The organism is Cytobacillus stercorigallinarum (assembly GCF_014836495.1).
In the GTDB taxonomy this organism is placed as follows: domain Bacteria; phylum Bacillota; class Bacilli; order Bacillales; family Cytobacillaceae; genus Cytobacillus; species Cytobacillus stercorigallinarum.
The window spans coordinates 66,001-88,609 of the sequence record NZ_JACSQT010000012.1 but is presented as its reverse complement, the minus strand read 5'-3'; the positions used below and the strand labels follow the sequence as shown (position 1 = coordinate 88,609).

The following is a 22,609-nucleotide window of genomic DNA, read 5'->3' as shown; positions in this document are numbered from 1 at the left end:
AAACAATAAAAATGACTAAAGTTAACATAAACATGATCTTTACCCTCAGTCACCCTCCTGTTAGTTTGTCTACGTGACCTTTAACAGGATTTTCGTTAAGTATAACCGCTATAAGTATAAAAAAATGGTTCCATCCAAATCTGAGGTGGAACCATTTTTGTTTAAAATTTAATGCCGAAAAGCATTGTAAGGATATTACGCTTTTTTATTCTTTTTTTGGGAAAGATACTAGCAGTAGAACTGTCAGAGGGAATAGGAGATACTTGCACGAAATTCTTTTTTTCTAGAATGTGTAAACGCTCATGTAAACGTTCAATTTCGGCGTGTAATTCTTCTAACTCTTGGCGGTGATGGAGCAATTGATAAGAAGTCACATCATCTGCTTTCGCATTTAAGCGTTGTTCTAACAGATCCATTCTTGCGCTTAGTTCATCATTAGATTTCTGTGGACTAGTTATAGTGGCGTGGCGAATTTTTTTGCTAGTAACTTTTACGTCTTGAAGAAGGACACCTTTATTTAATTGTTCATGAACTTTTTTTAATAATTGAATATCTTCTTCTGAATAAGCATAATGTCCTTGCTCATTTTTTGTCATATTTAAATTTAGCTGCTTTATCCATCGCTGAATCGTACTTTGGGATACACCGAGTAGTTTTGCTACAGCGCCTGTATTCAAAAGTAATCTCCTCCTTATCATTACTTTATTAAAAGCATTCGCTTAAGAAATACATTTCCCTTTACGTTTGACAAAACAAGTGTTGCTTCGTCAAAGATAGTGAATATTTTACAACTTGAGGAGTAATAAACGCTCTTAGTGGGGACAATGAAGAAAACAGATGGGGGTATAGGTGAAATGACAGAATACGAATTAGAAGACATCTTCCATAAGTCAGGGCATTACCACTTATATGAACGATTAAAGTACAAATTATGGATTGCCTATCAATGGCTAGAGGCAGATCGAAATATATTATCTGAGTTTCTAACTATATATGATTTTGACCACGATGAAGAATTATATTGTAAAGAATTCTTATTTCATTACAAAATCTTTAAAAACATAAAGAAGAAGAATGCTTTTTATTAAATGAACAAGTAAATGATAAAAAAAGCCCCCAAATTATCACATTTGTGAGGCTCCTATTTCTTATGTCATTGAGACAGTTATTTTGTTTTATAATGTTTAGTAAAGAATTCGTCTGTTTCTTGTACAACGACTTTCCTCAATAGAAGAAGACCAACTAAGTTCGGAATCATCATTAATGCGTTAGCCATATCTGCAAATGCCCAAACGGTAGCTAAGTTAACCATTGCACCAGCCGCACAAGCAATAATATAAATCGCACGGTAGCCAGCAATTCCTTTTGTACCAGCTATATATTCAAAGCATTTCTCGCCGTATACATACCAGCCGACAATTGTTGTAAATCCGAAAAAAATAACAGAGAAAGCGACGATATATTCTCCTGCTGTTCCTAATACTGAGGCAAATGCTGCACTCGTTAATGCCCCACCATCGAGATTAGGGTCATGGGTTACGCCAGAAAGTAATCCGCCTGTATAATCCCAAAAACCAGTAATGATTAATACAAGTCCAGTCATCGTACACACGATGATGGTAACAATGAAAGTCCCTTTCATGGCAACAAGTGCTTGCTTCACAGGATGGTCTGTTTTAGCATTACCTGCGATTAAAGCAGCAGTACCTAAACCAGCTTCATTAGAAAAGATACCCTTTGACACACCATTTTTAATTGCCTCTGATACGACAACCCCTACAAAACCACCGGTTGCTGCAATCGGATTAAAAGCATAATGGAAAATTAACTGAAATGACGGAATAATCATTTCATAATTGACCGCAATGATGATTAAAGCGCCACCAATATAAAGAAACGCCATAATGGGTACAAAGAAGCCAGCGACCGTACTAATTCTTTGAAGGCCTCCAAAAATAATAAGCGAAGCAAAGACAGCTAAAACGATGCCAGTAACAATACTGTTGATACCAAAAGATTCACTAGCTACTTGAGCAATCGTATTAGATTGCACACTATTTCCTATACCTAAAGCGGCAAAAGCACCAAAAATGGCAAAGGCAACGGCTAACCATTTATACTTAGATCCTAGACCTCTCTCAATATAGTACATGGGTCCACTGGAATATTCACCATTGGCATTCTTTACGCGATATTTCATTGCTAGTAAGGCTTCCGCGTATTTAGTAGCCATTCCGAAAAGCCCTACAACCCACATCCAAAAAATGGCGCCTGGTCCACCTAAGGTGATAGCTGTGGCGACACCAGCTATGTTTCCGTTACCTATCGTTGCGGCCAGTGCAGTCATTAATGCTTTGAAATTACTTACATCACCTTCATCATTTGTATTCTTAGCGTTCCCTTCCTTTGTAAATGCTAATTTAAAAGCATAAAAGAGTTTCGTAAATGTACGACCTTTAAGCATGATCGTTAGGAGTAGGCCCGTCCCAAATAGTAAGATTAAACTGGGTGTTCCCCACAAAAAGGAATTAATTTTTTCAAGTATGTTCATAATGTCCACAGATGAATCTTCCTCTCTTTAATTGTGTATCATGCTAAATATGTATCAAGAATTTTTTGGAATGTAATCGCTTTCCTAAATGGATAAACCAAAACTACTTTAATCTTGGTAAAATTCTTGAAGAGCACGGAAAATTGTAAGAATACTTATTATTGTAAAATTATACAAGGATAACTTCAATCAATTTTAAAAAAGTTTAACTATTTATAATAATTAGATAGTATAGATTGAGCTTTCGACAGCATGTAAAGGTTTAGATATAATAAAAAAAAGAGGCAGTTGGAGGTTTGAAATGGAGAGAGAAAAACAGTACGGTAAAGATCCATTTAAACGATCATTTGATAACTTAGAAACATTTGTGGATAAAATTAGAGATGTTCTTGAATGTCCTGTAACTATTGAAGATGCAAATCATCGGTTATTAGCATATAGTACGCATGATGATCAAACGGATCAGGCTAGGATTGCAACGATTATTAGCAGAAAAGTGCCCGAAAAGGTAATAAATAGTTTATGGAAGGCAGATGCTATTCCTCAATTATTAAGGAGCGCTGAACCATTAAAAATTCCAGAAATTAAAGAAATTGGGCTGGGTAATAGGGTAGCAATTTCTATCAGGCATCAAGAAGAAGTGCTTGGGTATATATGGGTGGTTGAACGAGATAAGTCCCTTACGGCCGAAGATATGTATTTATTAAAACTGGCTGCACAATCGGCAAGAATTGAATTGTTGAAGCTTTATCGTCAAAAAAAGAAAAGAGAAGAAAGCTATCAGGATTTTTTCTGGCAGTTATTAACTGGCAGATATCCCAAACATACAGAAGTAATAGAAAAGTTAGATGATTTTCATATCAAACCATCTCTCTATTCTGCTGTCATTATTTTTCGCTTTATAGACGATATAGACATGCAAACGGAACAAAGCATGATTTATCTCATTTCAACGAGCCAAAAAATCCATATGACGTTTTATGCAACGATGGGCAATGACTTTATCTTACTAGCATCTCCGCCATCTACACAGGCAAATGAAACAGATTTATCTGAGTTTATACAGTTTGTTATTAATCAAATGTATATAAGGTTTGATATTGATCATATCATCAGTGGTAGCAGCAGTTTGAAATTGACATATGACCATGTTGAAGATCGCTATTCAGAATGCTTAGAAGTACTTCGTTTAAAATCACAATATCCGCAAGAAATGCAAGAAATCTATACTTATCACCAATTGGGTGTTTTTAAATATTTGGATGCCATTCTTGAAATAAGAAGCCGTGATGCTTATGAACATCCTGTCATCCAACGTTTAATAGATTATGATCATGCTCATCGAACGGAGCTATTAATGTCTTTAGAAGCCTTTATTTTAAATGATAGCAATGTAAATGACGCTGCTAAAGTATTACATGTTCACGTTAATACATTAAATTATCGTTTGAAGAGAATTACAGAGCTCACTCATGTGAACTTTAAAAGTACACATGAGAAATTTTCCTTGTATTTAGAACTGCAAATCCGCAAATACATAGAAAAAAAGCGTCGTTTGTGAAATTGCACAAACGACGCTTTTTCATTTTTCAAATATAAACAAAGTCATTTCAACATTCTATTATTATACTGACAATAGGGAAACATAAAATTGTCATTTATTATTTGACAATTTATTCTATGCAATTTATTCATACTTAAAAATTAATATCATAAATGGAAGGGGCCAAAAGGATATGATTATCGGCGTACCTAAAGAAATTAAAAACAACGAGAACCGTGTTGCAATGACACCAGCGGGGGTAGATGCATTAGTAAAAGCTGGGCATGAAGTACTTATTGAAACGACTGCAGGACTCGGAAGTGGATTTCAAGACCAAGATTACGAGCTAACAGGTGCGAAAATCGTAGGCACGGCAAAAGAAGCATGGGCAGCGGAGATGGTAATGAAGGTAAAAGAACCGCTACCAACTGAATATGACTATTTCCGTAAAGGCCTAGTGTTGTTTACTTATTTGCATTTAGCAGCAGAACCAGAACTGGCAGATGCGCTAGTGAAAAGTGGAGTAACGGCTATTGCATATGAAACAGTTGAGGTGAACCGTACACTTCCATTACTAACACCAATGAGTGAAGTTGCTGGTAGAATGGCTACACAAGTTGGAGCGCAATTCTTACAAAAAACAAACGGCGGCCAAGGAATATTACTTGCAGGTGTGCCAGGCGTATCTCGAGGAAAAGTGACGATTATTGGTGGGGGCGTTGTGGGCATTAATGCAGCGAAAATGGCTATCGGTCTTGGTGCAGATGTAACAATCATTGATTTAAGTCCTGAAAGACTCCGTCAACTTGATGATATTTTTGGTAATAGCATTCAAACATTAATGTCTAATCCATTTAATATTGCTGAATCTGTTAAGGAAGCTGACCTTGTAATTGGTGCTGTCCTTATTCCGGGAGCAAAAGCGCCAAAATTAGTAACAGAAGAAATGATTCAAACAATGAAACCTGGCGCAGTCGTGATTGACGTTGCGGTTGACCAAGGTGGTATTCTAGAAACGGTTGATCATGTAACTACACATGATGATCCAACTTATATTAAACATGGTGTTGTTCATTATGCCGTGGCAAATATGCCAGGTGCTGTACCTAGAACATCAACAATTGCTTTAACAAATGTAACGATTCCTTATGCATTACAAATAGCAACAAAAGGGGCACATCTAGCTGTTGAGCAAAACCCAGCATTGAAATTAGGGGTAAACGTAGTAAATGGGCATGTAACGTATGAAGCAGTTGCAAGGGACCTAGGTTATGACTATGTTCAAGTCGATGCAGCATTCACAAATGAAGGCATAACAAACTAATGATACAATCTCCTACCTCATAATTGGGGTAGGTTTTTTTATTTTGATTCCTTATTTATATGGATTTCATTCAAATTAAAATGGTTCTTGTCTCATTCTGTTAATAATCATCTTATTTTTGCATCCTCATGTATACCTATTCGTCTTCTAATAAAAAATGTTCACTTAAGGTGGCTATAGAGAAGTAAAAAGCCATTAGACCAAGGATCTTTAACCAAAAGTTGACTTTTTCCATTAAACTCTATATAATCTTCAAAAAATAGTTAATCGTTGATGAGGAATAGTAAGTTTTTATCATTATTTTCAGAGAAGGTATCCGTTTGTGCTGTGAGATATCTATTAATGAAAAGCTGAACCTGCCCTCTGAGTACATATTCTCTAGAATATGCGGTTTACTTGTTGAACCGTTATCAATAAGAGTGCAAAGCCTTTGCTTTGAAATAGGGTGGTACCACCAGTCATTGGGTCCCTATTTGAAAGCAGGGCTTTTTTTGTGTCTTTGAATAAAAAAATAAAATGAGGTGTTAATATGGGTAAGCAATTTGTGAAAGAGATAACGTCAATGAATGAAGATTTTCCACAATGGTATACAGATGTTGTAAAGAAAGCTGATTTAGTGGATTATTCGAGTGTTAGAGGTTCTATGATTATTCGTCCATATGGTTATGCCCTTTGGGAGAACATTAAGTCAGCACTTGATCAAAAGATAAAAGAAACCGGGCATGAAAATGTTTATATGCCTCTATTTATTCCTGAGAGCCTTCTTCAAAAAGAGAAAGATCATATTGAAGGATTTGCCCCAGAAGTGGCTTGGGTAACTCATGGTGGGGAAGAGGAGCTTGCTGAGAGACTTTGCGTGCGTCCGACATCAGAAGTACTATTCGGTGAACATTATAAAAATATTATTCACTCTTATCGTGATTTACCAAAGCTTTATAATCAATGGTCCAATGTAGTTCGTTGGGAGAAAACAACAAGACCATTTTTACGAACGTTGGAGTTTTTATGGCAAGAAGGCCATACTTGTCATGCTACAGATGAAGAAGCGTTAGAAGAAACCGTAAAGATGCTTGATGTCTACGCAGATATATGTGAAAACTTTCTAGCTATTCCTGTTGTTAAAGGCAAAAAAACGGAGAAAGAAAAGTTTGCTGGTGCTAAATTAACTTATACAATTGAAAGCTTAATGCACGATGGTAAAGCATTACAATCAGGGACATCTCATCATTTAGGTGATGGCTTTGCGAGAGCATTTGGTATTCAGTTTACTGACAAAGATGGAAAAGAGCAGTATGTGCAGCAAACTTCCTGGGGCTTCACAACGAGAATTATCGGTGCGATGATTATGGTCCACGGTGATGACAGAGGATTAGTAATCCCGCCAAAGGCTGCCCCAAAGCAGGTGATGATTGTTCCTATTGCGCAACATAAGGAAGGCGTATTAGATTTCGCCTATGATTTAAAAGAAAAACTAAGTAAAGTGGCTCGCGTAGATATTGATGCAAGTGATAAAAAGCCAGGTTGGAAGTTTAATGAATATGAAATGAAGGGTGTACCAATTCGCTTAGAAGTAGGTCCTAAAGATATCGAAAAGGGTCAAGTCGTACTAGCTAGAAGAGATACAGGAGAGAAAATTTTTGCTCCATTAGAAAATCTAGAAGAAAAGATTGTTCAACTTTTAGAAGAAATTCAAACTTCCCTATATAATAAGGCAAAAGAACATCGCAACGATCATACATATGAAGCATATACTTATGAGGAGTTTAAGCAGATATTTAATGAAAAACAAGGGTTTGTCAAAGCGATGTGGTGTGGCAATCAAGCGTGCGAAGAGAAAATAAAAGAAGATACAAGTGTTACTTCCCGTTGCATGCCATTTGATGAAGCGGCGATTGCCAAAGCATGTGTTTGTTGTAAAGAAGAAGCAAAGCATCTTGTCTATTGGGCAAAAGCTTATTAAGAAAAAATTTTATTGACCCATATCTTTTTTTCACTTACAGCCGTTTAAGTAATAGAAAGTGTGAAGGGGTGAAACAAACAATGCATAACGAGCAGATGGCAAGGCGGTCAGCAACGTTAGATATGATTGGGAAAAAGTATTACCAAGACTTAGTAAGCTATTGCACCTTTCTTTGCCAAAATGAGTGGGATGGTGAGGATGTCGCTCAAGAAACCATCTTGAAGGCAATGAAGTATAACGAGGCTAAAATAACACGAGCTTTGTTAAAGAAAATTGCTTATCATCAATGGATCGATGTCGTTAGAAAAAAGAAAAAAGAACAATTAACAGAAGATCATGTGGATATTGAAACGAGCAATCATGATTTGACGGAAACAATTGAATTATTATTAGAGAAATTAACGGTGCAACAGGCGTTAGCTTTTTCATTAAAAGAAGCGTTTTTATTTAAGAATAGTGAAATTGCAGAAATGCTTAATATGAAAGAAGTCACTGTTAAAAGTTTATTGCATCGGGCAAGAAAACGTTTAGCAATGGATATGAAAGAATTGAATCAGCAGTGGGATGAGCCGGTAAAGAGGAGAATTTTTCAAATTTTCCATCGGGCACTTGAACAGCAAAATCCCATTGAGCTCATCAAATTACTGCCAATAATTAGCCATTATCATACCTCAAAGCAAAGCACCCCTTCCAATGCTTTCAATATGATGGCAGCATAATGCTTGCCTTTTTGGAGGTTTTATAATGAGTACGATCCCTTATGTAATTGAACAAACGGCTAAAGGTGAAAGGTCCTATGACATTTATTCAAGATTGTTGAGAGATCGGATTATTATGATTGGTGAAGAAATCAATGATCATATGGCGAATAATATTGTCGCCCAAATATTATTTTTAGCTGCAGAAGATGAGAAAAAAGATATTTCACTCTATATTAATAGTCCTGGAGGATCAACAACAGCGGGCTTTGCTATTTTAGATACCCTCGACTATGTAAAATGCGATATTCGCACAATCTGTACAGGAATGGCTGCCTCATTTGGTGCACTACTGCTTCTATCTGGTACGAAAGGAAAACGGTTTGTGCTCCCTCATAGTGAAGTAATGATTCATCAACCCTTAGGTGGCGCAAGAGGGCAAGCGACAGATATTGAAATCTCTGCAAGAAGGATATTAAAGCTAAAAGACGTAACCAATCAAATGATTGCTGAGAAAACAAATCAACCATTAGAAAAGGTGAAATTGGATACAGAACGTGATTATTTTATGAGCGCTCAAGAAGCGGTTAATTATGGGATTGCAGATGCAATTTTAACGCAAAGTGAATGATGAATAACTCATATTAAGCCCACGCTTAATTGGTGATAGATGCATATGTAATAGGGAAGGTACCCAGCTCTTAATTAAAGGAGGTAATCCCTAGTGCATTATTATTATCGACATCCTGGTGTCGCGGACGAACGCTTTTTTCCCCTTTTCGCTGCACCATTCGTGGGCGGTTTTCTTGGCGGATTAGCAGGAGGTGCTTTAGCCGCACCGTTGTTCTTTAGACCAAGACCATGTTTTGGTGGACCTTGCCCGCCGTATGGATATGGACCTGGCCCTGTTCCATATGGCAATCAAGGTTTTGGCGGCTATCCAAATGCCTATGCTGGTAACCCCAATCCTTATGGACCGTATATTAATATAAATAATGAGATTAACTAGATAAAACTAATGCCACAGATAGTGCTGTGGTATTTTTTTTTCCGCTTCATAGGCATGTGAGAGATTACTTTACGAAAATAAAAGAGCAGTCGTACAAAGACTGCTCTTGTAAAAATTCTATATTAGGTTTGAAAATAAGCCATTACCCTACATTTGCATCGTAGTCCATTTTAATTTTAATGACAAGTTCGCACTTTGATCACCCGCAGATTGAAAATTTAAAGTCAATCCATCTGGCGTATAAGTAACTTTCGGATGACTGTTAAGGTCTGCAGATTCAATGAGTTGATTAACTTTAGTTTGATTTGATTCTTGAGCAGCAGTCATAATATTATAGGAGTATTCTCTAGACTTCGCCATTTTATCAAGTAATTTACTTGCACTGTTCATCAATACTTCCATTTCTTTTGCAGATTTGATGAACTGATCCGGATTCACTGGAGGAAATGAACGTGTTTGTATTGGTGGATACGGTCGGCAATAGGTAGGATATGTATACGGATACGGGCAAATAGGAGAGGGATTAAAACATATAGGATACATCTTAGGTCTCCTTTCAACATCTCATTAGCATAAATATATGTATCGAGGGCTTATTCTATGATTAAACAGAATATTCCCATAAAATATATGTTCGGTTATAATGGTAGTTGAGAGGAGGCGTACATATGTATTCAGAAACAATGATAGAAACATTAGGTATTGAAATTACAAGTCTTGAGAAGGGGAAGGTTGTTGCTACGATGCCTGTAGACGGCAGAACAAGACAACCATTTGGTATCCTTCATGGAGGAGCTTCTGTAGCGCTTGCTGAAACTGTAGCAAGCTTAGGTGCTTATGAACTTGTTGATAAAGAAACAGAAGGCGTAGCAGGATTAGAGATTAATGCTAACCATATTAAGTCAAAGAAAGACGGCGTTGTAACAGCCATTGCAACAGTCCTACATCAAGGAAAAACAACGATGGTTTGGGAAATAAAGATCGTTGATGAACAAGAAAAATTAATATGTGCTTCAAGATGTACAATGGCTGTTTTAAAATTGAAAAAGTCTTAATAGGAATCGGGGTGGAAAGTTAATTTTTCCACCCTATTTTTTCGTGGTATTTTAGCCTAGTAGATACTGAGTCCATAAGTTTAATGTGGAAATCAACGGCTAGCATTGTATCTAGTTTAATTACCAACCTGCTACAATCCCTTGATGAAAGGTTTAACTTATTGAAAAAATGAAAGTGCCCCGAAACCTTCGACATAATGAATCCCCCAACTTAATTACATATCATTCATTTGATTAATGATGCTGTGTGAGAAACTGGTTTCATAAAATATGAAAAAACGCTACCTACATGAAGTTCATACTGCATGTGGTAGCGTTTTTTTTTTATAAATTTTTCTCTAATTTCTTTTTATATGCTTCATACTTCTTTGGTTCATTAGATTTTTTTACCTTAATGTATTCTTCGTATTCATCAACTTTACTGCCTTCCATTTTTACACCATGATGATAAGCGGCTCTTCCAAGTAAATGTCCAGCAACTGGAGCTGTTAAAAACATAAAGACGATACAGAGAAGTACTCTTGTATTAAATTCACTTTCATGAAAATAAAAGTAAAAGAATGTAGCTAATAATATACAAAGGACACCAAGTGTAGCAGCTTTTGAAGCAGCGTGGTTTCTCGTATATACATCAGGTAATCTCAACACGCCAAGCGCAGCTATTAAGTGAAAGAATGCCCCGAGAATTATAAATAGGACAATAATTATATTAGCGATCTCTATCATGATCAATGATGACTCCCTTCTCTAGATATTTGGAGAAGGCTACTGTCCCGATAAACGCTAATATGCCAAATAGCAAAATGAACTCTACATAGGCAGTTGTATCCACTTTGATACATATTAACGCGACAATACCAACAATGTTTACTCCAACTGCGTCTAAAGCAACGATACGATCCGGCAATGTTGGGCCTTTTATGATTCGGTAGACTAATGCAAGCATGGACAGAGCTAAACAAATGATTGCAATTGTAACAGCAGTTTGTATCATTTTCGGCTCACCTCCATAATTGCTTTTTCAAAGCTTGTTTGAATCGCTTCTATTTCATCCTGCACATCATTCATATCTACTGCATGAACAAAGAGAATCTTTTTATCTTCTGATATATCTACAACTAACGTACCCGGTGTTAATGTAATTAAATTAGATAAGGTAGTTATTTCCCAATCCTTCTCTAACCGTGTTGGATAAGCAAAAATCCCGGGAGTGTTGTGTAACTTAGGTGTTAAAACAATTTTAACAACAGCAATGTTGGCTAGAATTAACTCTTTTATAAAAATAAAGAGTAATTTCACGACCGCATATACACGGTATAAATAAAAACGGCTACTGAAGAAGTTTCTAAAGACAAACAGGATGAGTAGGCCGAAGAAATATCCTTTGATAAATGCCACTAGATCATACGTTGTTGTTAGAAACATCCACATAAAACCAAGACAAACATTTAATAAAATTTGAACTGCCATACTCACTACTCCTTTAGAACTGCATCGATATATATATTGGTGTTGATTAAGCTTTCAGCAGCTTGAGAGATATAAGGATAAACAAAATCTGCACCTACACCATAGCAGATAGAAAGAATGACTAAGATTACTGGCGCGATTAATAACTGCTTATAAGGAACTGACTTTTCATTTGCATATGTCTTTGGTTCGCCCCAAACGCCATTAATAAAGATTTTCATAATAGAGATGAGCACGAACAAGCTAGATGCTAATACAATTGCAGCGCCAATGAAGTATTCAGATGAAAATCCACCTTGAACGATAAGCACTTTTCCTACGAAACCACTTAATGGTGGGATACCGGATAGTGCAAGTGCTGCAAGGAAGAAGGTCCAGCTAAATCCTGGATAATTTTTAATCAATCCACCCATTTGTTTCAAGTTATTTGTCCCCGAGATGGTCGCCATTAAACCAACGAGTAGGAATAAAGCTGCTTTTATAATCATGTCATGAATGAGGTAGAATATTGATCCCGTTAAGGCATTTTCATTCATTGTACTGACACCGAATAGGATAACACCTACTGCAACAATAATATTGTATATGATAATTTTCTTAACATCCCAATAAGCCAGTGCCCCGATAATCCCAGCAATTATGGTTAATATTGCTAGAATCATGATGACTTGTTGAACATACCCGCCGTCTTCGTAAAAGAATAAAGAGTAGGTCCTGATAATGGAATAAACACCGACCTTCGTAAGAAGTGCCCCGAAAATGGCCATTACAGGTGCGGGAGGTGCATAATATGAGCCCGGGAGCCAGAAATATAGCGGGAAGATTGCACCTTTCAAACCGAATACAATGAGAAATATGATTCCGATAATGGAAATCACACCAGGTTGAGAGATACCGCTTATTTCACTAATTCTTTCGGCAATATGCGCCATATTCAATGTTCCAACAACTGAATAAAGATAACCAACAGCAATTACGAACAAACCAGATGAAATAACGTTAACGAGAATATACTTGATGGATTCTCTTAATTGAATGTTCGTTCCACCTAATAGTATGAGGGCGTAAGAAGACATTAACATGACTTCGAAAAAGACGAAAAGGTTAAAGATATCGCCTGTTGTGAAAGCACCATTCACACCTACAATGAGAAATTGTAATGCAGCATAAAAATGATGTTTTTCGCGTGCTTCGCCAATGCCCTTAAACGAATAAATGATACAAGCAAATGCGACGATACTCGTTGTTAATACAAGTAAAGCAGATAACATATCAGAGACGAGGGTAATGCCAAAAGGCGCATCCCAGTTTGATAAGTTTAATGTTTGTATGCCGTCATTTTTCACCTTATTTACTAACAAGGCAGATAGAATGACTGTTACAAACGCCGATAGACCAGAAACCCACCTTTGAGCAATAACTGACTTATTTAAGAAGATCAGAATGACGGCGGTAATTAATGGGACTAAAATTGGTAGTATTAAAAAATTAATCATTGCCATCATTTCCTCTCAATTTCTCCATATTGTCTGTTCCAAGTTCTTTATAAGAGCGATACCCTAATACGAGAAATAGAGCAGTAACCCCAAAAGCTATAACAATCGCTGTTAAAATAAGTGCTTGAGGAAGCGGGTCTGTATATGCACTTGCCTCTTCACCTACTAGAGGTGGTGCTCCTCTCTTCAAGCCGCCCATTGTTAATAAGAGAAGATGTACGCCATGACTTAATACGGTTGTCCCTAAAATGATTCGTACAACACTTCGTGAGAGCATCAAATAGGTCGCTGACATGAATAAAATGCCGGCAATAAAAATCATTAGTATTTCCATTATTCATCATCTCCTCCTATCGTTTGAATAATGGACATTGTCACACCTACAACAACAAGATATACCCCTAAATCAAACAATGTAGCTGTATGCAAGTGAAGTTCACCTAAAATAGGTACATGAATGTCTCCAAATGCATGTGTTAAAAAAGGTTTGTCGAAAATGAGTGAGCCAACACCAGTTCCGATGGCAAAAACTAAACCGACTGCAACCATATATAAAAAGTTGACTGGTAAAATATTTCTTACTGTTTGGAGGTCATAGGCCAAGAGTAAGAGCAGGATGGCTCCTGAAGTTAATAAGCCACCAACAAAGCCGCCCCCAGGTGTATAATGTCCGGCAAAAAAGATATAAATGGAGAAAATCATGATGAGAAATAATAATACTTTCGTCATCGATTGCAAGATAACATTACTTGTTTTCAATTTTCTTTCCTCCATTTCTCCTTAACTTAATCAGACCGAAAATAGCTAGTGCAGCAATACCCAGCACGGCGATTTCAAACATTGTATCAAAGCCCCTAAAGTCAACGAGAATAACATTGACCATGTTTTTACCAGCAGCTTCACTATACGTGTTTTCAATATAATATTGCGAGATCGAATCGAATAGTTTTGTACTATGCGCTGTTAAACCAACTAAAATCACGAATAAACCTACTCCGACTGAGATAACCGCATTACGGACTTTAACTGGCATCGGATCATCCGTTAGTTTTTTCGGTAAATGGTAGAAGCATAGTAAAAATAATGATACAGAAATCGTTTCAATCACTAATTGTGTCAGTGCTAAATCTGGCGCTCGAAATACAATGAATAACAAGGAAACCATATATCCTATTGTTCCAGTTAAAAGAATCGAAACGATACGAGACTTAACAAATAATAATGCGATTGATGAGACAGCAACTATCAATGTGAGTATCACTTCGTAAAACTCAATCGGTGCTAAATTATCGGTACTAAAGGTAAAGGCATTTTGTCCAAATAACGAACCAATAATAAGAACCACCATGAAGATAAACATATAACTCAAATAATGGTTAATGGATCCAGACATTACATTGCGGTTTAAGCTGTAAGAACCTTTATGCATTGAATCAAGGAGCCCATCATAAAAACGATTAAGGGCAAGCTTCTCTGGGAATATCCCATAAATTCCACGCCACTTATTTAATCCGAGATACATGAGAACCCCAACGACAATCACGCCTATTGTCATAAATAATTCTGTATTAAAGCCATGCCACATAGAAATATGAACATCAAACTCGTACATTGGCATAATGGTTTCAATAGCGGGAACTAATATCGGTTTTACGATATTAGGGAAAATGCCAATAACAATAACTAAAGATGCCAAAATAATAGGAGAAATAAGCATGCCAATTGGCGCTTCATGCGGTTTTTTCTCTAACTTTTCTGGTTGATATTTCCCTGTAAATGTTTTGAAAACAAGGATCATGCTATAAATGAACGTAAAAACACTTGCAATCCAAGCGATAACTGGAATAATAATACTCCAATCAAAGTCCATATGGAGCGCATTAATCATGCCAGTAAAGAACATCTCTTTACTCAGAAAACCGTTGAATGGTGGTAGACCGGCCATTGCAAAGGTGCCAATTATCGCAATGGTAAAGGTGATAGGCATGAGATTCATCAAACCACCAAGCTTACGGATATCCCTCGTACCTGTTTCATGATCGACGATTCCTACTACCATAAACAAACTTCCTTTAAAAGTAGCATGGTTCATCAAATGAAAAATTGCGGCAGTAGTTGCTACCATAAAGTATTCAGGATGATCGAAATGTAGGGCAGCTGCCCCAACCCCTAATAAAGACATAATTAAGCCAAGTTGGCTAACGGTCGAAAAGGCAAGGATTGATTTTAAATCCGTTTGCTTGACCGCTGAGAAAGATCCCCAGAATAATGTGAACAATCCGAAAGCAATGATGAGTCCCATCCATAATGTATGTTCTGCAAAAACCGGACTCATTCTAGCTACTAGATAAATTCCCGCTTTAACCATTGTCGCTGAGTGAAGATAAGCACTAACAGGTGTAGGTGCTTCCATCGCATCAGGTAACCAGATATGAAATGGGAATTGCGCGGATTTTGTAAATGCTCCTAATAAAATACATAAAAGAGCGGCAACAAAGAGTGGGTGATTAATGATTGTATCAGCTTGTGCGACAATCTCGGTAATGCTGAATGTGCCCGTCATATTATAAAGAAGGATGATACCACCCAACATAGCTAGTCCACCTAGAACGGTGATGATCATAGATTTTTGGGCACCATAACGCGATTTTTCCCGATTATACCAGTAGCCAATTAAGAGAAAGGATGAAAAACTAGTTAATTCCCAAAAAGCATAAAGGACAATTAAATTGTCTGATAAAACAACGCCAAGCATTGCCCCCATAAATAGCAATAAATAAACATAGAATGTATTTAATTTCTCTCTTTGTTTAGAAAGATAATAAATTGAATACAAAATAACTAATGAACCAATTCCGGTAATTAGTAAAGCGAATAATAATCCAAGTCCATCCACTTTAACTGTGAAGTCAATTCCTAAGGAAGAGATCCATGAAAACGATTCCATTGTTACTTGTTTATTTGCTGTTTTTGAAATGTAACTACTAAAGTAAGCGAACAGCAGAATAGGAAGTGGTAGTATAAACCACCCTGTATGTACTGACTTAATATGTTTATATATAAGCGGTACAAACACTGCGATAATAAATGGCGCAATAATCGCCAAGTGTAACAGTGACAAGAAATTACCCCCTTTGAAGAAAAATCATGAATTGCAAGTTAATGCACTCTAATATACTCATTCCTATTAGAACCTAACGGCTACGGTAGTAATTATAACGTAAATTGTTGTTACTTGCATTGAAGAAATCGTTTGCCAGTAGGATTCCCAATTAACTTTTTAAATAGGTAGAAACACGTATTTTTTGAGAAAAAAATTTTTGAAGGAATAAATTTTTGAATAAATATACAAACTACTTTTAGGTGGTGGTTTGTATATGTATGGAAAAATAATCATTTCTCTAGGGATTTTCTTTGCCATTTTCTTTAGTGTTTGGTTAATTGAAGCAAAAGAAATGACAAGTAAGTTTAAAACCGAACAATCTAATCGATATGAAAGTGAATGGAGTGACCTAGAAATTGAAGCAGGTGTGACTGAATTTGCACCAAGAGAATATGTTAAAATCAGAAGTGTCTCATAAAAGCTTAGCATTTGTTGAGAAAGGGTTAAAGTTACTGAAATAATAACCCAATGGATTTGCTGAAGGGAGAGGCTCTCAATTATGAGACTAATGATACTCATAAAATAAAACGAACCAATTCTATTGTGTAAAAGAATTGGTTCGTTTTTGCATGACTAAGAAGCCAATTTTTATTTATTTTTTTCGTCGAATACGATAAGCAATAAATAGAGCAATAAACCAAATAGGTGTAAGCACTAATGGTATTCGTGTGTCATCTGAAAAGAACATGATTACTAGTATAGCGGCAAAAGCTACAAGGACTACATAGTTCACAAAAGGTGTCAGTGGAGCTCTAAATGTAGATGCCTTGTGCAAGTCCGGTCGAGTTTTTGTATAACGAATATGAGAAACAAGAATGACCCCCCATACCCAGAAGAAACAGATTGTACTAATAGTTGTAACAACCGTGAATGCTTGATCAGGAATGACATAGCTTAGTAACGCACCTAATGCAACGATGATTGTAGAAACAAAAAGTGCATTACTTGGTACATGGTTTTTATTTACTTTCCCAAGTTTTTTCGGTGCATCCTCATTTTTACCTAAAGTATATAGCATTCTACTTGTTGAGAATAAACTACTATTACCTGCTGATGCTGCGGAAGTAATAACAACAAAATTAATGATACCTGCAGCAACCGGAATACCTATTAAACCAAACACAGAAACAAACGGACTACTGGAAGCAGATAGCTCTGTCCATGGTGTGATACTTAAGATTACGAATAATGCTCCAATATAGAAAATGAGAATACGCAGTGGTATTTTGTTAATGGCAGATGGAATATTCTTTTTTGGATTTTCAGTTTCTGCAGCCGTTACACCAATTAATTCAACACCTACAAATGCGAAAACAACCATTTGAAGAGCGAACAAGAAGCCGGTTATGCCGTTTGGTAACATACCACCATGTTCCCATAAATTACTTACTGAGACAGTTCCATAATCTGTTTGGAATCCTATCACTAAAAGAATGATACCAATAATGATTAAAGCGATTATGGTAATAATTTTAATTAATGCAAACCAAAATTCAATTTCTCCGAAAAGTTTTACTGTTAGTAAATTGAGCGTCAATAACAAGATTAAACAAATGATGGCTGGAATCCATTGGGGTATATCAAACCAATATTGCATGTACACGCCAACAGCAATGATATCTGCCATCCCAATCATGATCCAACAGAACCAATAAGTCCAGCCAGTCACATACCCGGCCCAAGGACCAATATAATCAATGGAAAAATCGGTAAAAGTCTGATAATCAGAGTTAGATAATAAAAGCTCACCTAATGCCCTCATGATAAAAAATACAAGTATCCCAATCATTATGTAGGCGAATAAAATAGCAGGTCCAGCCATCTGAATCGATTTACCTGCTCCTAAGAATAAGCCTGTCCCAATCGTTCCTCCAATGGCTATTAACTGAACATGTCTGTTCTTTAAATCTCTCTTTAACTCTTGCTTAGCCATACTAAACCCCTCTCTGTACAATAATGACAAATGTGTGTAATTGTTAAAAGATTGTCCATCTTTTTAACATTTGCCTGCATTTCTCGTGTTGTTAATTATTTCAATATTATAAATTTACTACTAACCTTTAATAAATACAATAAGTTGTGTATGAATTCTATTATATATTTGAGAGATCTTAAATCAAGTTGTTATAGCACACAATCATATAAAATGATACAAAGTACCTTGAGTAAATTTTACAAAAAATGTTATTTTTCCTCGACGGTAAAATTATAAAGAAATAATACAATCGGACAAAAGAAGGTACTGTAACACGCTTATTTAAACGAAACAATACATATTTTGGACAATCGCGAAATATGATTGAGTAAGTTTGAGATTAGTTATTTCAATATGAATAACTGAAAAATAAAAAAATAGCATGTTATAATAAGAATAAAGGAGTTGCACCAACAAATAGAAGCTTTTCTTATGAATATCACAAAGGGGGGCGTAAATGGTGGAAGGTATGAGGTACTTATTTATTGACTTTGAATTTACAATGCCTGAGCGGAATTGGAAAGGGTTTTATCCGGAAATCATCGAAGTCGGTTATATTTTAGTAGAGAATGGGAAAATTATTGAACAGTTTTCATCTTTTGTAAAACCGATCAAATATCCTCATTTATCTAAAAGGTGTAGCACGTTTTTGAAAATCTCTCAACAACAGGTGGATGAAGGAATAACTTTTCAACAAATGTTAGAACAGTTAAGGAAAATACAAAGTAAAAACGCTTTGCATATTGTGACATGGGGAAATATGGACATGAAGGTGCTCCGTAATAATTGCCTACATACGAAATTACCTTTCCCTTTTGATGGTAAAGAAATAGATTTATCAATGGAGTATAAAAGATTCTTCGGCAATCAGAATCAGACAGGTTTATGGAAGGCGGTGCAAGAGTATGGAAAAGAAGGCACGGGTAAGCATCATAAAGCATTGGATGATGCCCTAACGACTTATCAAATCTTTAAGCTCGTTGAAAAAGATAAGCGCTATTTAAAAAAGCCAAAGCCTGCTACTATCGGTGATGTCATAGATTTCTCGAAAGTGTTAAAACAGCATGTGTAAAGACTCAAAGTAAACTTGGGTCTTATTTTTTTGACTTTTTGCGTTTTCTATAGGTTATCAAAGAAGTGATCAAGTTGATTCTAAACAGCGAATATCAACACCATCACTAACCATATTCGGGACTAGCTCGCATTAATAATAGGGGTATTAATGACAGCAGTAAAACAGTTCAGTGTATAAAGGAAAATATAAACAAGCCCCCTGAACAATCACTATTATTCAGGGGGCATTGTAAAATATTATCTAAAATAGTCTTTTTCTAATGATGTTAAGTTCATTAAGCTTTTTTCTGCCCATGGTGTGCTTTTGCTAAGTAAGTCCGTGCGCATTTTTTCTATCGCTTCTTGAAGAGAAGCTTGATAGTCGGGAATTTCTTCCGTAAAAGGTTTCACCATTTTTAAAGGGATATTTGTTTGTTCTCTGTAGGCCAATGCTCTTCTTTCTTGAAAGAAAACACCGTCTACTTCTTTTGGATGATGTAAATCACCTTGTGTAGGGTGTTTAAGGACTGCTAAGACCCTTACTAAATAATTTTGCGGACGGATGTCTGTGATTTCTCCGATATATTTCCCGGTTTTGTATATTCCGGTAACTTTATCTCCGATCTTTAATTCACTCATTGATGTACCCCCTGACAAATGATCTTTCTTTTATTATGAAGGATAAATAAGGGAAAGACAATCTATAAAACAGATAGATAGGCTCTTTACAAAATGGTTTATTTTAAAAATAATGGTAGTACAATACATATGTTTGGGAGTGAGAAAATGAGAAAAAAATGGTTCGTTTTATTTGCCACTCTTCTTTTATTACTTGCTGGTTGTGGTGAGAATAACGATACAACTGATGCTGAAAAAGTGGACGAGTCGAAAACAGAAGAAAAAAAGCAAAAGAACACAAGTGAAACTGATGCAGTAAAGGATTTCCCGCAGCTTTCAAATGAAGTAGGGGACAATGAGCAAGTGGTTAAGATGGTAACATCATTAGGCGAAATCACGATTAAACTTTTTCCGGATATTGCACCAAAGACAGTAGAAAACTTTATCACCCATAGTAAAGAAGGCTATTATGACGGGGTTATCTTTCATCGTGTGATGGAAGAGTTTATGGTTCAAGGGGGAGACCCTGAAGGTACAGGTCTTGGTGGAGAGAGTATTTACGGGGAATTCTTTGAGGATGAGTTCTCCAATCAATTATTTAATATTCGCGGTGCATTATCGATGGCTAACAAAGGTGCTGATACAAATGGTAGCCAATTCTTTATTGTTCAGAATACAACATTAGGGGATGGCCTAGAACAACAAATGAAAGATAATGAATATCCAGCTGACATCATTGAGACTTATGTGGAAAATGGTGGGACGCCATGGCTAGATGGGCGTCATACTGTTTTTGGACAAGTGATAGATGGGATGGATATTGTTGATGAAATTGCACAAGTGGAAGTAAATGAAAACCATAAACCAGTAGAAGACGTGATTATTGAGAAAATACAAGTCATCGAATAAAGGTTGGTATAGATTACATCGACTGTTATAATAAGGATATCCAACGAAGGTAAGAAAGGAACATAGCCGTGCTTCAAACTTATGTGTTTTCTTTATTTCTTTATTTTCCTGAAGACAAGACAGAATATATTCCGGCCGTTATATGGTTAGTTGCCTTTATGATTTTAGCTGCATTGGCAATGAGATGGTTTATTCACCACTCAAAAAAAGAGAGTGAAAAAACACGCGAACTCGAAAATCAATTAAAACAAAAAAGTAAAAATTCTTCAGTTGATTGAAGGCGACTTTCATGTTTGTAAACTTTTCAACAACCACTTTGAGTAGTGGTTGTATTTTTTTTTGATTGGGAAAAGCTAAGGGCATGATTTTCTTTTTGGAGGCTTTCTTTATGAATAAGAAGATGGTTTATTTATTATTTAGTCTATCTGTTTTATTAATGGGTTGTACAGAACAGGAAGTAAAAAAAGTAGATGTAGAAATGTTTAATGCAGTTGGGGATTCTCTTGGTACAGTTAAATTAGAAGAGCAGGCCAGTGGGGTCAAGGTAGGGTTAGATTTAAAGGGTCTGCCACCAGGGGATCATGCGATTCATATCCATGAGAAAGGTGAGTGTGAGGCACCTGACTTTAAATCGGCTGGCAATCACTTTAATCCCGAAGATAAAGATCATGGTTTACTGAATCAAGATGGTCATCATGCGGGGGATTTACCTAATATTATTGTGGAAGATGATGGGAAAGTGAAGACGGATTTAGTTGCAGCTGAGGTTACAATGAAAGATGAAAAGTCGTCATTATTAACAAAAGATGGTACATCTATTGTCATTGATGAAAAAAACGATGATGGCATAACACAGCCTTCTGGCGATTCAGGAGAAAGAATTGCATGTGGAGTGATTTCAAAAGACAAAGAACCAAAGCAGAAAGAAGCACAAAATAGTAAAAGTTAATCATCATTATAGGCATGGAAGAAAGAACAGATTCTAATGGAATGGATTTGTTCTTTTTTTCATTGTTGAGAGAACGATAAAAAACTAGGCTTGTTAATCGATGGAAATGGCAGTAACCGATTAAAATGAGCCAAGTCTGTCATAAGTTATGAAATAAATTTAATGAAAATCAACTCGGAAATAAAATTAAGAATATTAAGTAAAAACCTGTATTATTTGACTGTAAATATGCTTTAATAGGTTAAAGGAGAGGAGTTTTATGAAGGTATTAGAAAATAGTGTAGTACAACTGGTTCCACTCGAAACTTGTCATATAGAAGGGATAAGTAAGGCAGCGAAAGAGGAGTCAATTTGGATACATATGTCAGTGGACTTAACTCAATATAATGACGTCGTTACATATGTTGAATCAGGTATCAAAAAGCGTGAAGAAGGAAGAGAGTTCCCTTTTGTTATTTTTAATAAAAAGGAGCAGCAAATTATTGGCTGCACCTGGTTTTTAGATGTGGATCTTACCCATAAAAAGTTAGAAATCGGATCAACATGGCTTCATCCTCAGTATTGGCGCAGTGCAATCAATACAAATTGTAAATACCTTTTATTATCTTATTGTTTTGAAGAACTGAAATTAAATCGAGTACAAATAAAAACAGGCCACGAGAACCTCCAATCACAAAGGGCAATTGAGAGAATTGGTGCGAAAAAGGAAGGGGTATTACGCAATCATATGATTCGCAGGAATGGAGAAATTCGTCACACAGTGATGTATAGTGTGACAATAGAAGATTGGATAGAAACAAAAAAGCATATAGAGAATTTATTAAAATAAAAAACAT

The 22,609-nt window shown here is 36.1% G+C and carries 26 protein-coding genes and 1 other annotated feature; of the genes, 14 read left to right on the top strand and 12 right to left on the bottom strand.

Translation table 11 applies throughout. The annotated features are described in order from the left end of the window. Positions 1-161 precede the first annotated feature (161 nt). The gene (locus tag H9655_RS19090) at positions 162-677 is read right to left on the bottom strand and encodes a MerR family transcriptional regulator (protein WP_191816839.1); all 516 of its coding nucleotides are present in this window, start codon (positions 675-677) and stop codon (positions 162-164) included. A gap of 177 nt (positions 678-854) precedes the next feature. Between H9655_RS19090 and H9655_RS19085 the strand changes: the two genes are divergently transcribed. Continuing rightward, the gene (locus H9655_RS19085) at positions 855-1,088 is read left to right on the top strand and encodes a hypothetical protein (RefSeq protein ID WP_191816838.1); all 234 of its coding nucleotides are present in this window, start codon (positions 855-857) and stop codon (positions 1,086-1,088) included. Between the two features lie 77 nt (positions 1,089-1,165). Here H9655_RS19085 and H9655_RS19080 read toward each other — a convergent pair whose 3' ends face one another. Then, positions 1,166-2,551, bottom strand: coding sequence for an alanine/glycine:cation symporter family protein (locus H9655_RS19080; RefSeq protein WP_191816852.1), 1,386 nt, complete (start codon positions 2,549-2,551; stop codon positions 1,166-1,168). Positions 2,552-2,852: 301 nt separating this feature from the next. Between H9655_RS19080 and H9655_RS19075 the strand changes: the two genes are divergently transcribed. The 6 genes from H9655_RS19075 to H9655_RS19050 all read left to right on the top strand — a co-directional run bounded on the left by H9655_RS19075 (position 2,853) and on the right by H9655_RS19050 (position 9,085). Then, positions 2,853-4,112 carry a PucR family transcriptional regulator gene (locus H9655_RS19075; RefSeq protein ID WP_191816837.1) on the top strand — a complete coding sequence of 420 codons (1,260 nt, stop codon included), beginning with the start codon at positions 2,853-2,855 and terminating at the stop codon, positions 4,110-4,112. A gap of 175 nt (positions 4,113-4,287) precedes the next feature. Continuing rightward, positions 4,288-5,418 carry an alanine dehydrogenase gene (ald, locus tag H9655_RS19070; protein WP_191816836.1) on the top strand — a complete coding sequence of 377 codons (1,131 nt, stop codon included), beginning with the start codon at positions 4,288-4,290 and terminating at the stop codon, positions 5,416-5,418. Between the two features lie 261 nt (positions 5,419-5,679). Then, positions 5,680-5,892, top strand: a binding site (T-box leader). 55 nt (positions 5,893-5,947) lie between these two features. Further along, positions 5,948-7,378, top strand: coding sequence for a proline--tRNA ligase (gene proS / locus H9655_RS19065; protein WP_191816835.1), 1,431 nt, complete (start codon positions 5,948-5,950; stop codon positions 7,376-7,378). 80 nt (positions 7,379-7,458) lie between these two features. Further along, positions 7,459-8,097 (top strand): sigma-70 family RNA polymerase sigma factor, encoded by a 639-nt coding sequence (locus H9655_RS19060; RefSeq protein WP_191816834.1) that lies wholly within the window; start codon positions 7,459-7,461, stop codon positions 8,095-8,097. 25 nt (positions 8,098-8,122) lie between these two features. Further along, positions 8,123-8,707: an ATP-dependent Clp protease proteolytic subunit gene (locus H9655_RS19055; RefSeq protein WP_191816833.1), complete on the top strand. Its 585-nt coding sequence runs from the start codon at positions 8,123-8,125 to the stop codon at positions 8,705-8,707. Between the two features lie 93 nt (positions 8,708-8,800). Next, positions 8,801-9,085 carry a hypothetical protein gene (locus H9655_RS19050; protein ID WP_191816853.1) on the top strand — a complete coding sequence of 95 codons (285 nt, stop codon included), beginning with the start codon at positions 8,801-8,803 and terminating at the stop codon, positions 9,083-9,085. A 147-nt stretch (positions 9,086-9,232) separates the two neighbouring features. Here H9655_RS19050 and H9655_RS19045 read toward each other — a convergent pair whose 3' ends face one another. Beyond that, positions 9,233-9,628, bottom strand: a complete 396-nt coding sequence (locus tag H9655_RS19045) for a hypothetical protein (RefSeq protein ID WP_191816832.1) — start codon at positions 9,626-9,628, stop codon at positions 9,233-9,235. Positions 9,629-9,753: 125 nt separating this feature from the next. Between H9655_RS19045 and H9655_RS19040 the strand changes: the two genes are divergently transcribed. Continuing rightward, complete coding sequence (locus tag H9655_RS19040; RefSeq protein ID WP_191816831.1) at positions 9,754-10,140, top strand: hotdog fold thioesterase; 387 nt, start codon at positions 9,754-9,756, stop codon at positions 10,138-10,140. 324 nt (positions 10,141-10,464) lie between these two features. Here H9655_RS19040 and mnhG read toward each other — a convergent pair whose 3' ends face one another. Genes mnhG through H9655_RS19005 form a run of 7 tightly spaced genes read right to left on the bottom strand, consistent with a single transcriptional unit; the run spans position 10,465 to position 16,227 of the window. Beyond that, positions 10,465-10,866 carry a monovalent cation/H(+) antiporter subunit G gene (mnhG, locus tag H9655_RS19035; RefSeq protein WP_191816830.1) on the bottom strand — a complete coding sequence of 134 codons (402 nt, stop codon included), beginning with the start codon at positions 10,864-10,866 and terminating at the stop codon, positions 10,465-10,467. Next, on the bottom strand, positions 10,850-11,134 hold the full coding sequence (locus tag H9655_RS19030; RefSeq protein WP_095372062.1) for a Na(+)/H(+) antiporter subunit F1: 285 nt from the start codon (positions 11,132-11,134) through the stop codon (positions 10,850-10,852). Before H9655_RS19030 ends, mnhG begins: the two co-directional genes overlap by 17 nt. Next, on the bottom strand, positions 11,131-11,610 hold the full coding sequence (locus tag H9655_RS19025) for a Na+/H+ antiporter subunit E (protein ID WP_191816829.1): 480 nt from the start codon (positions 11,608-11,610) through the stop codon (positions 11,131-11,133). The genes H9655_RS19030 and H9655_RS19025 overlap by 4 nt, the downstream gene beginning before the upstream one ends. A 5-nt stretch (positions 11,611-11,615) precedes the next feature. Next, entirely contained in the window at positions 11,616-13,106 is a 1,491-nt protein-coding gene (locus H9655_RS19020; RefSeq protein ID WP_191816828.1) for a Na+/H+ antiporter subunit D, read from the bottom strand. After that, the gene (locus tag H9655_RS19015) at positions 13,099-13,440 is read right to left on the bottom strand and encodes a Na(+)/H(+) antiporter subunit C (RefSeq protein WP_095372064.1); all 342 of its coding nucleotides are present in this window, start codon (positions 13,438-13,440) and stop codon (positions 13,099-13,101) included. Before H9655_RS19015 ends, H9655_RS19020 begins: the two co-directional genes overlap by 8 nt. Beyond that, a complete protein-coding gene (locus H9655_RS19010; RefSeq protein ID WP_191816827.1) occupies positions 13,440-13,880 on the bottom strand; it encodes a Na(+)/H(+) antiporter subunit B in 441 nt (146 codons plus the stop codon). The genes H9655_RS19015 and H9655_RS19010 overlap by 1 nt, the downstream gene beginning before the upstream one ends. Beyond that, positions 13,852-16,227, bottom strand: coding sequence for a Na+/H+ antiporter subunit A (locus tag H9655_RS19005; RefSeq protein ID WP_191816826.1), 2,376 nt, complete (start codon positions 16,225-16,227; stop codon positions 13,852-13,854). Before H9655_RS19005 ends, H9655_RS19010 begins: the two co-directional genes overlap by 29 nt. Positions 16,228-16,483: 256 nt before the next feature. Here H9655_RS19005 and H9655_RS19000 point away from each other — a divergent pair, with 256 nt between their 5' ends. After that, positions 16,484-16,687, top strand: a complete 204-nt coding sequence (locus H9655_RS19000; RefSeq protein WP_191816825.1) for a hypothetical protein — start codon at positions 16,484-16,486, stop codon at positions 16,685-16,687. A 174-nt stretch (positions 16,688-16,861) separates the two neighbouring features. On the opposite strand, the gene H9655_RS18995 is transcribed toward H9655_RS19000, so the two are convergent. Next, positions 16,862-18,202, bottom strand: a complete 1,341-nt coding sequence (locus H9655_RS18995) for an amino acid permease (RefSeq protein WP_191816824.1) — start codon at positions 18,200-18,202, stop codon at positions 16,862-16,864. A gap of 499 nt (positions 18,203-18,701) precedes the next feature. On the opposite strand from H9655_RS18995, the gene kapD reads away from it, so the two are divergent. Next, positions 18,702-19,316 (top strand): 3'-5' exonuclease KapD, encoded by a 615-nt coding sequence (gene kapD / locus H9655_RS18990; protein ID WP_191816823.1) that lies wholly within the window; start codon positions 18,702-18,704, stop codon positions 19,314-19,316. A 239-nt stretch (positions 19,317-19,555) separates the two neighbouring features. Here kapD and H9655_RS18985 read toward each other — a convergent pair whose 3' ends face one another. After that, complete coding sequence (locus H9655_RS18985) at positions 19,556-19,936, bottom strand: kinase-associated lipoprotein B (protein WP_191816822.1); 381 nt, start codon at positions 19,934-19,936, stop codon at positions 19,556-19,558. Between the two features lie 147 nt (positions 19,937-20,083). Between H9655_RS18985 and H9655_RS18980 the strand changes: the two genes are divergently transcribed. From H9655_RS18980 to H9655_RS18965, 4 genes are all read left to right on the top strand, one after another. Continuing rightward, positions 20,084-20,824 (top strand): peptidylprolyl isomerase, encoded by a 741-nt coding sequence (locus H9655_RS18980; RefSeq protein ID WP_191816821.1) that lies wholly within the window; start codon positions 20,084-20,086, stop codon positions 20,822-20,824. Between the two features lie 68 nt (positions 20,825-20,892). Further along, a complete protein-coding gene (locus tag H9655_RS18975) occupies positions 20,893-21,102 on the top strand; it encodes a hypothetical protein (protein WP_191816820.1) in 210 nt (69 codons plus the stop codon). A gap of 110 nt (positions 21,103-21,212) precedes the next feature. Then, positions 21,213-21,773, top strand: coding sequence for a superoxide dismutase family protein (locus tag H9655_RS18970; RefSeq protein WP_191816819.1), 561 nt, complete (start codon positions 21,213-21,215; stop codon positions 21,771-21,773). A 259-nt stretch (positions 21,774-22,032) separates the two neighbouring features. After that, positions 22,033-22,602 carry a GNAT family N-acetyltransferase gene (locus H9655_RS18965; protein WP_191816818.1) on the top strand — a complete coding sequence of 190 codons (570 nt, stop codon included), beginning with the start codon at positions 22,033-22,035 and terminating at the stop codon, positions 22,600-22,602. Positions 22,603-22,609 lie beyond the last annotated feature (7 nt).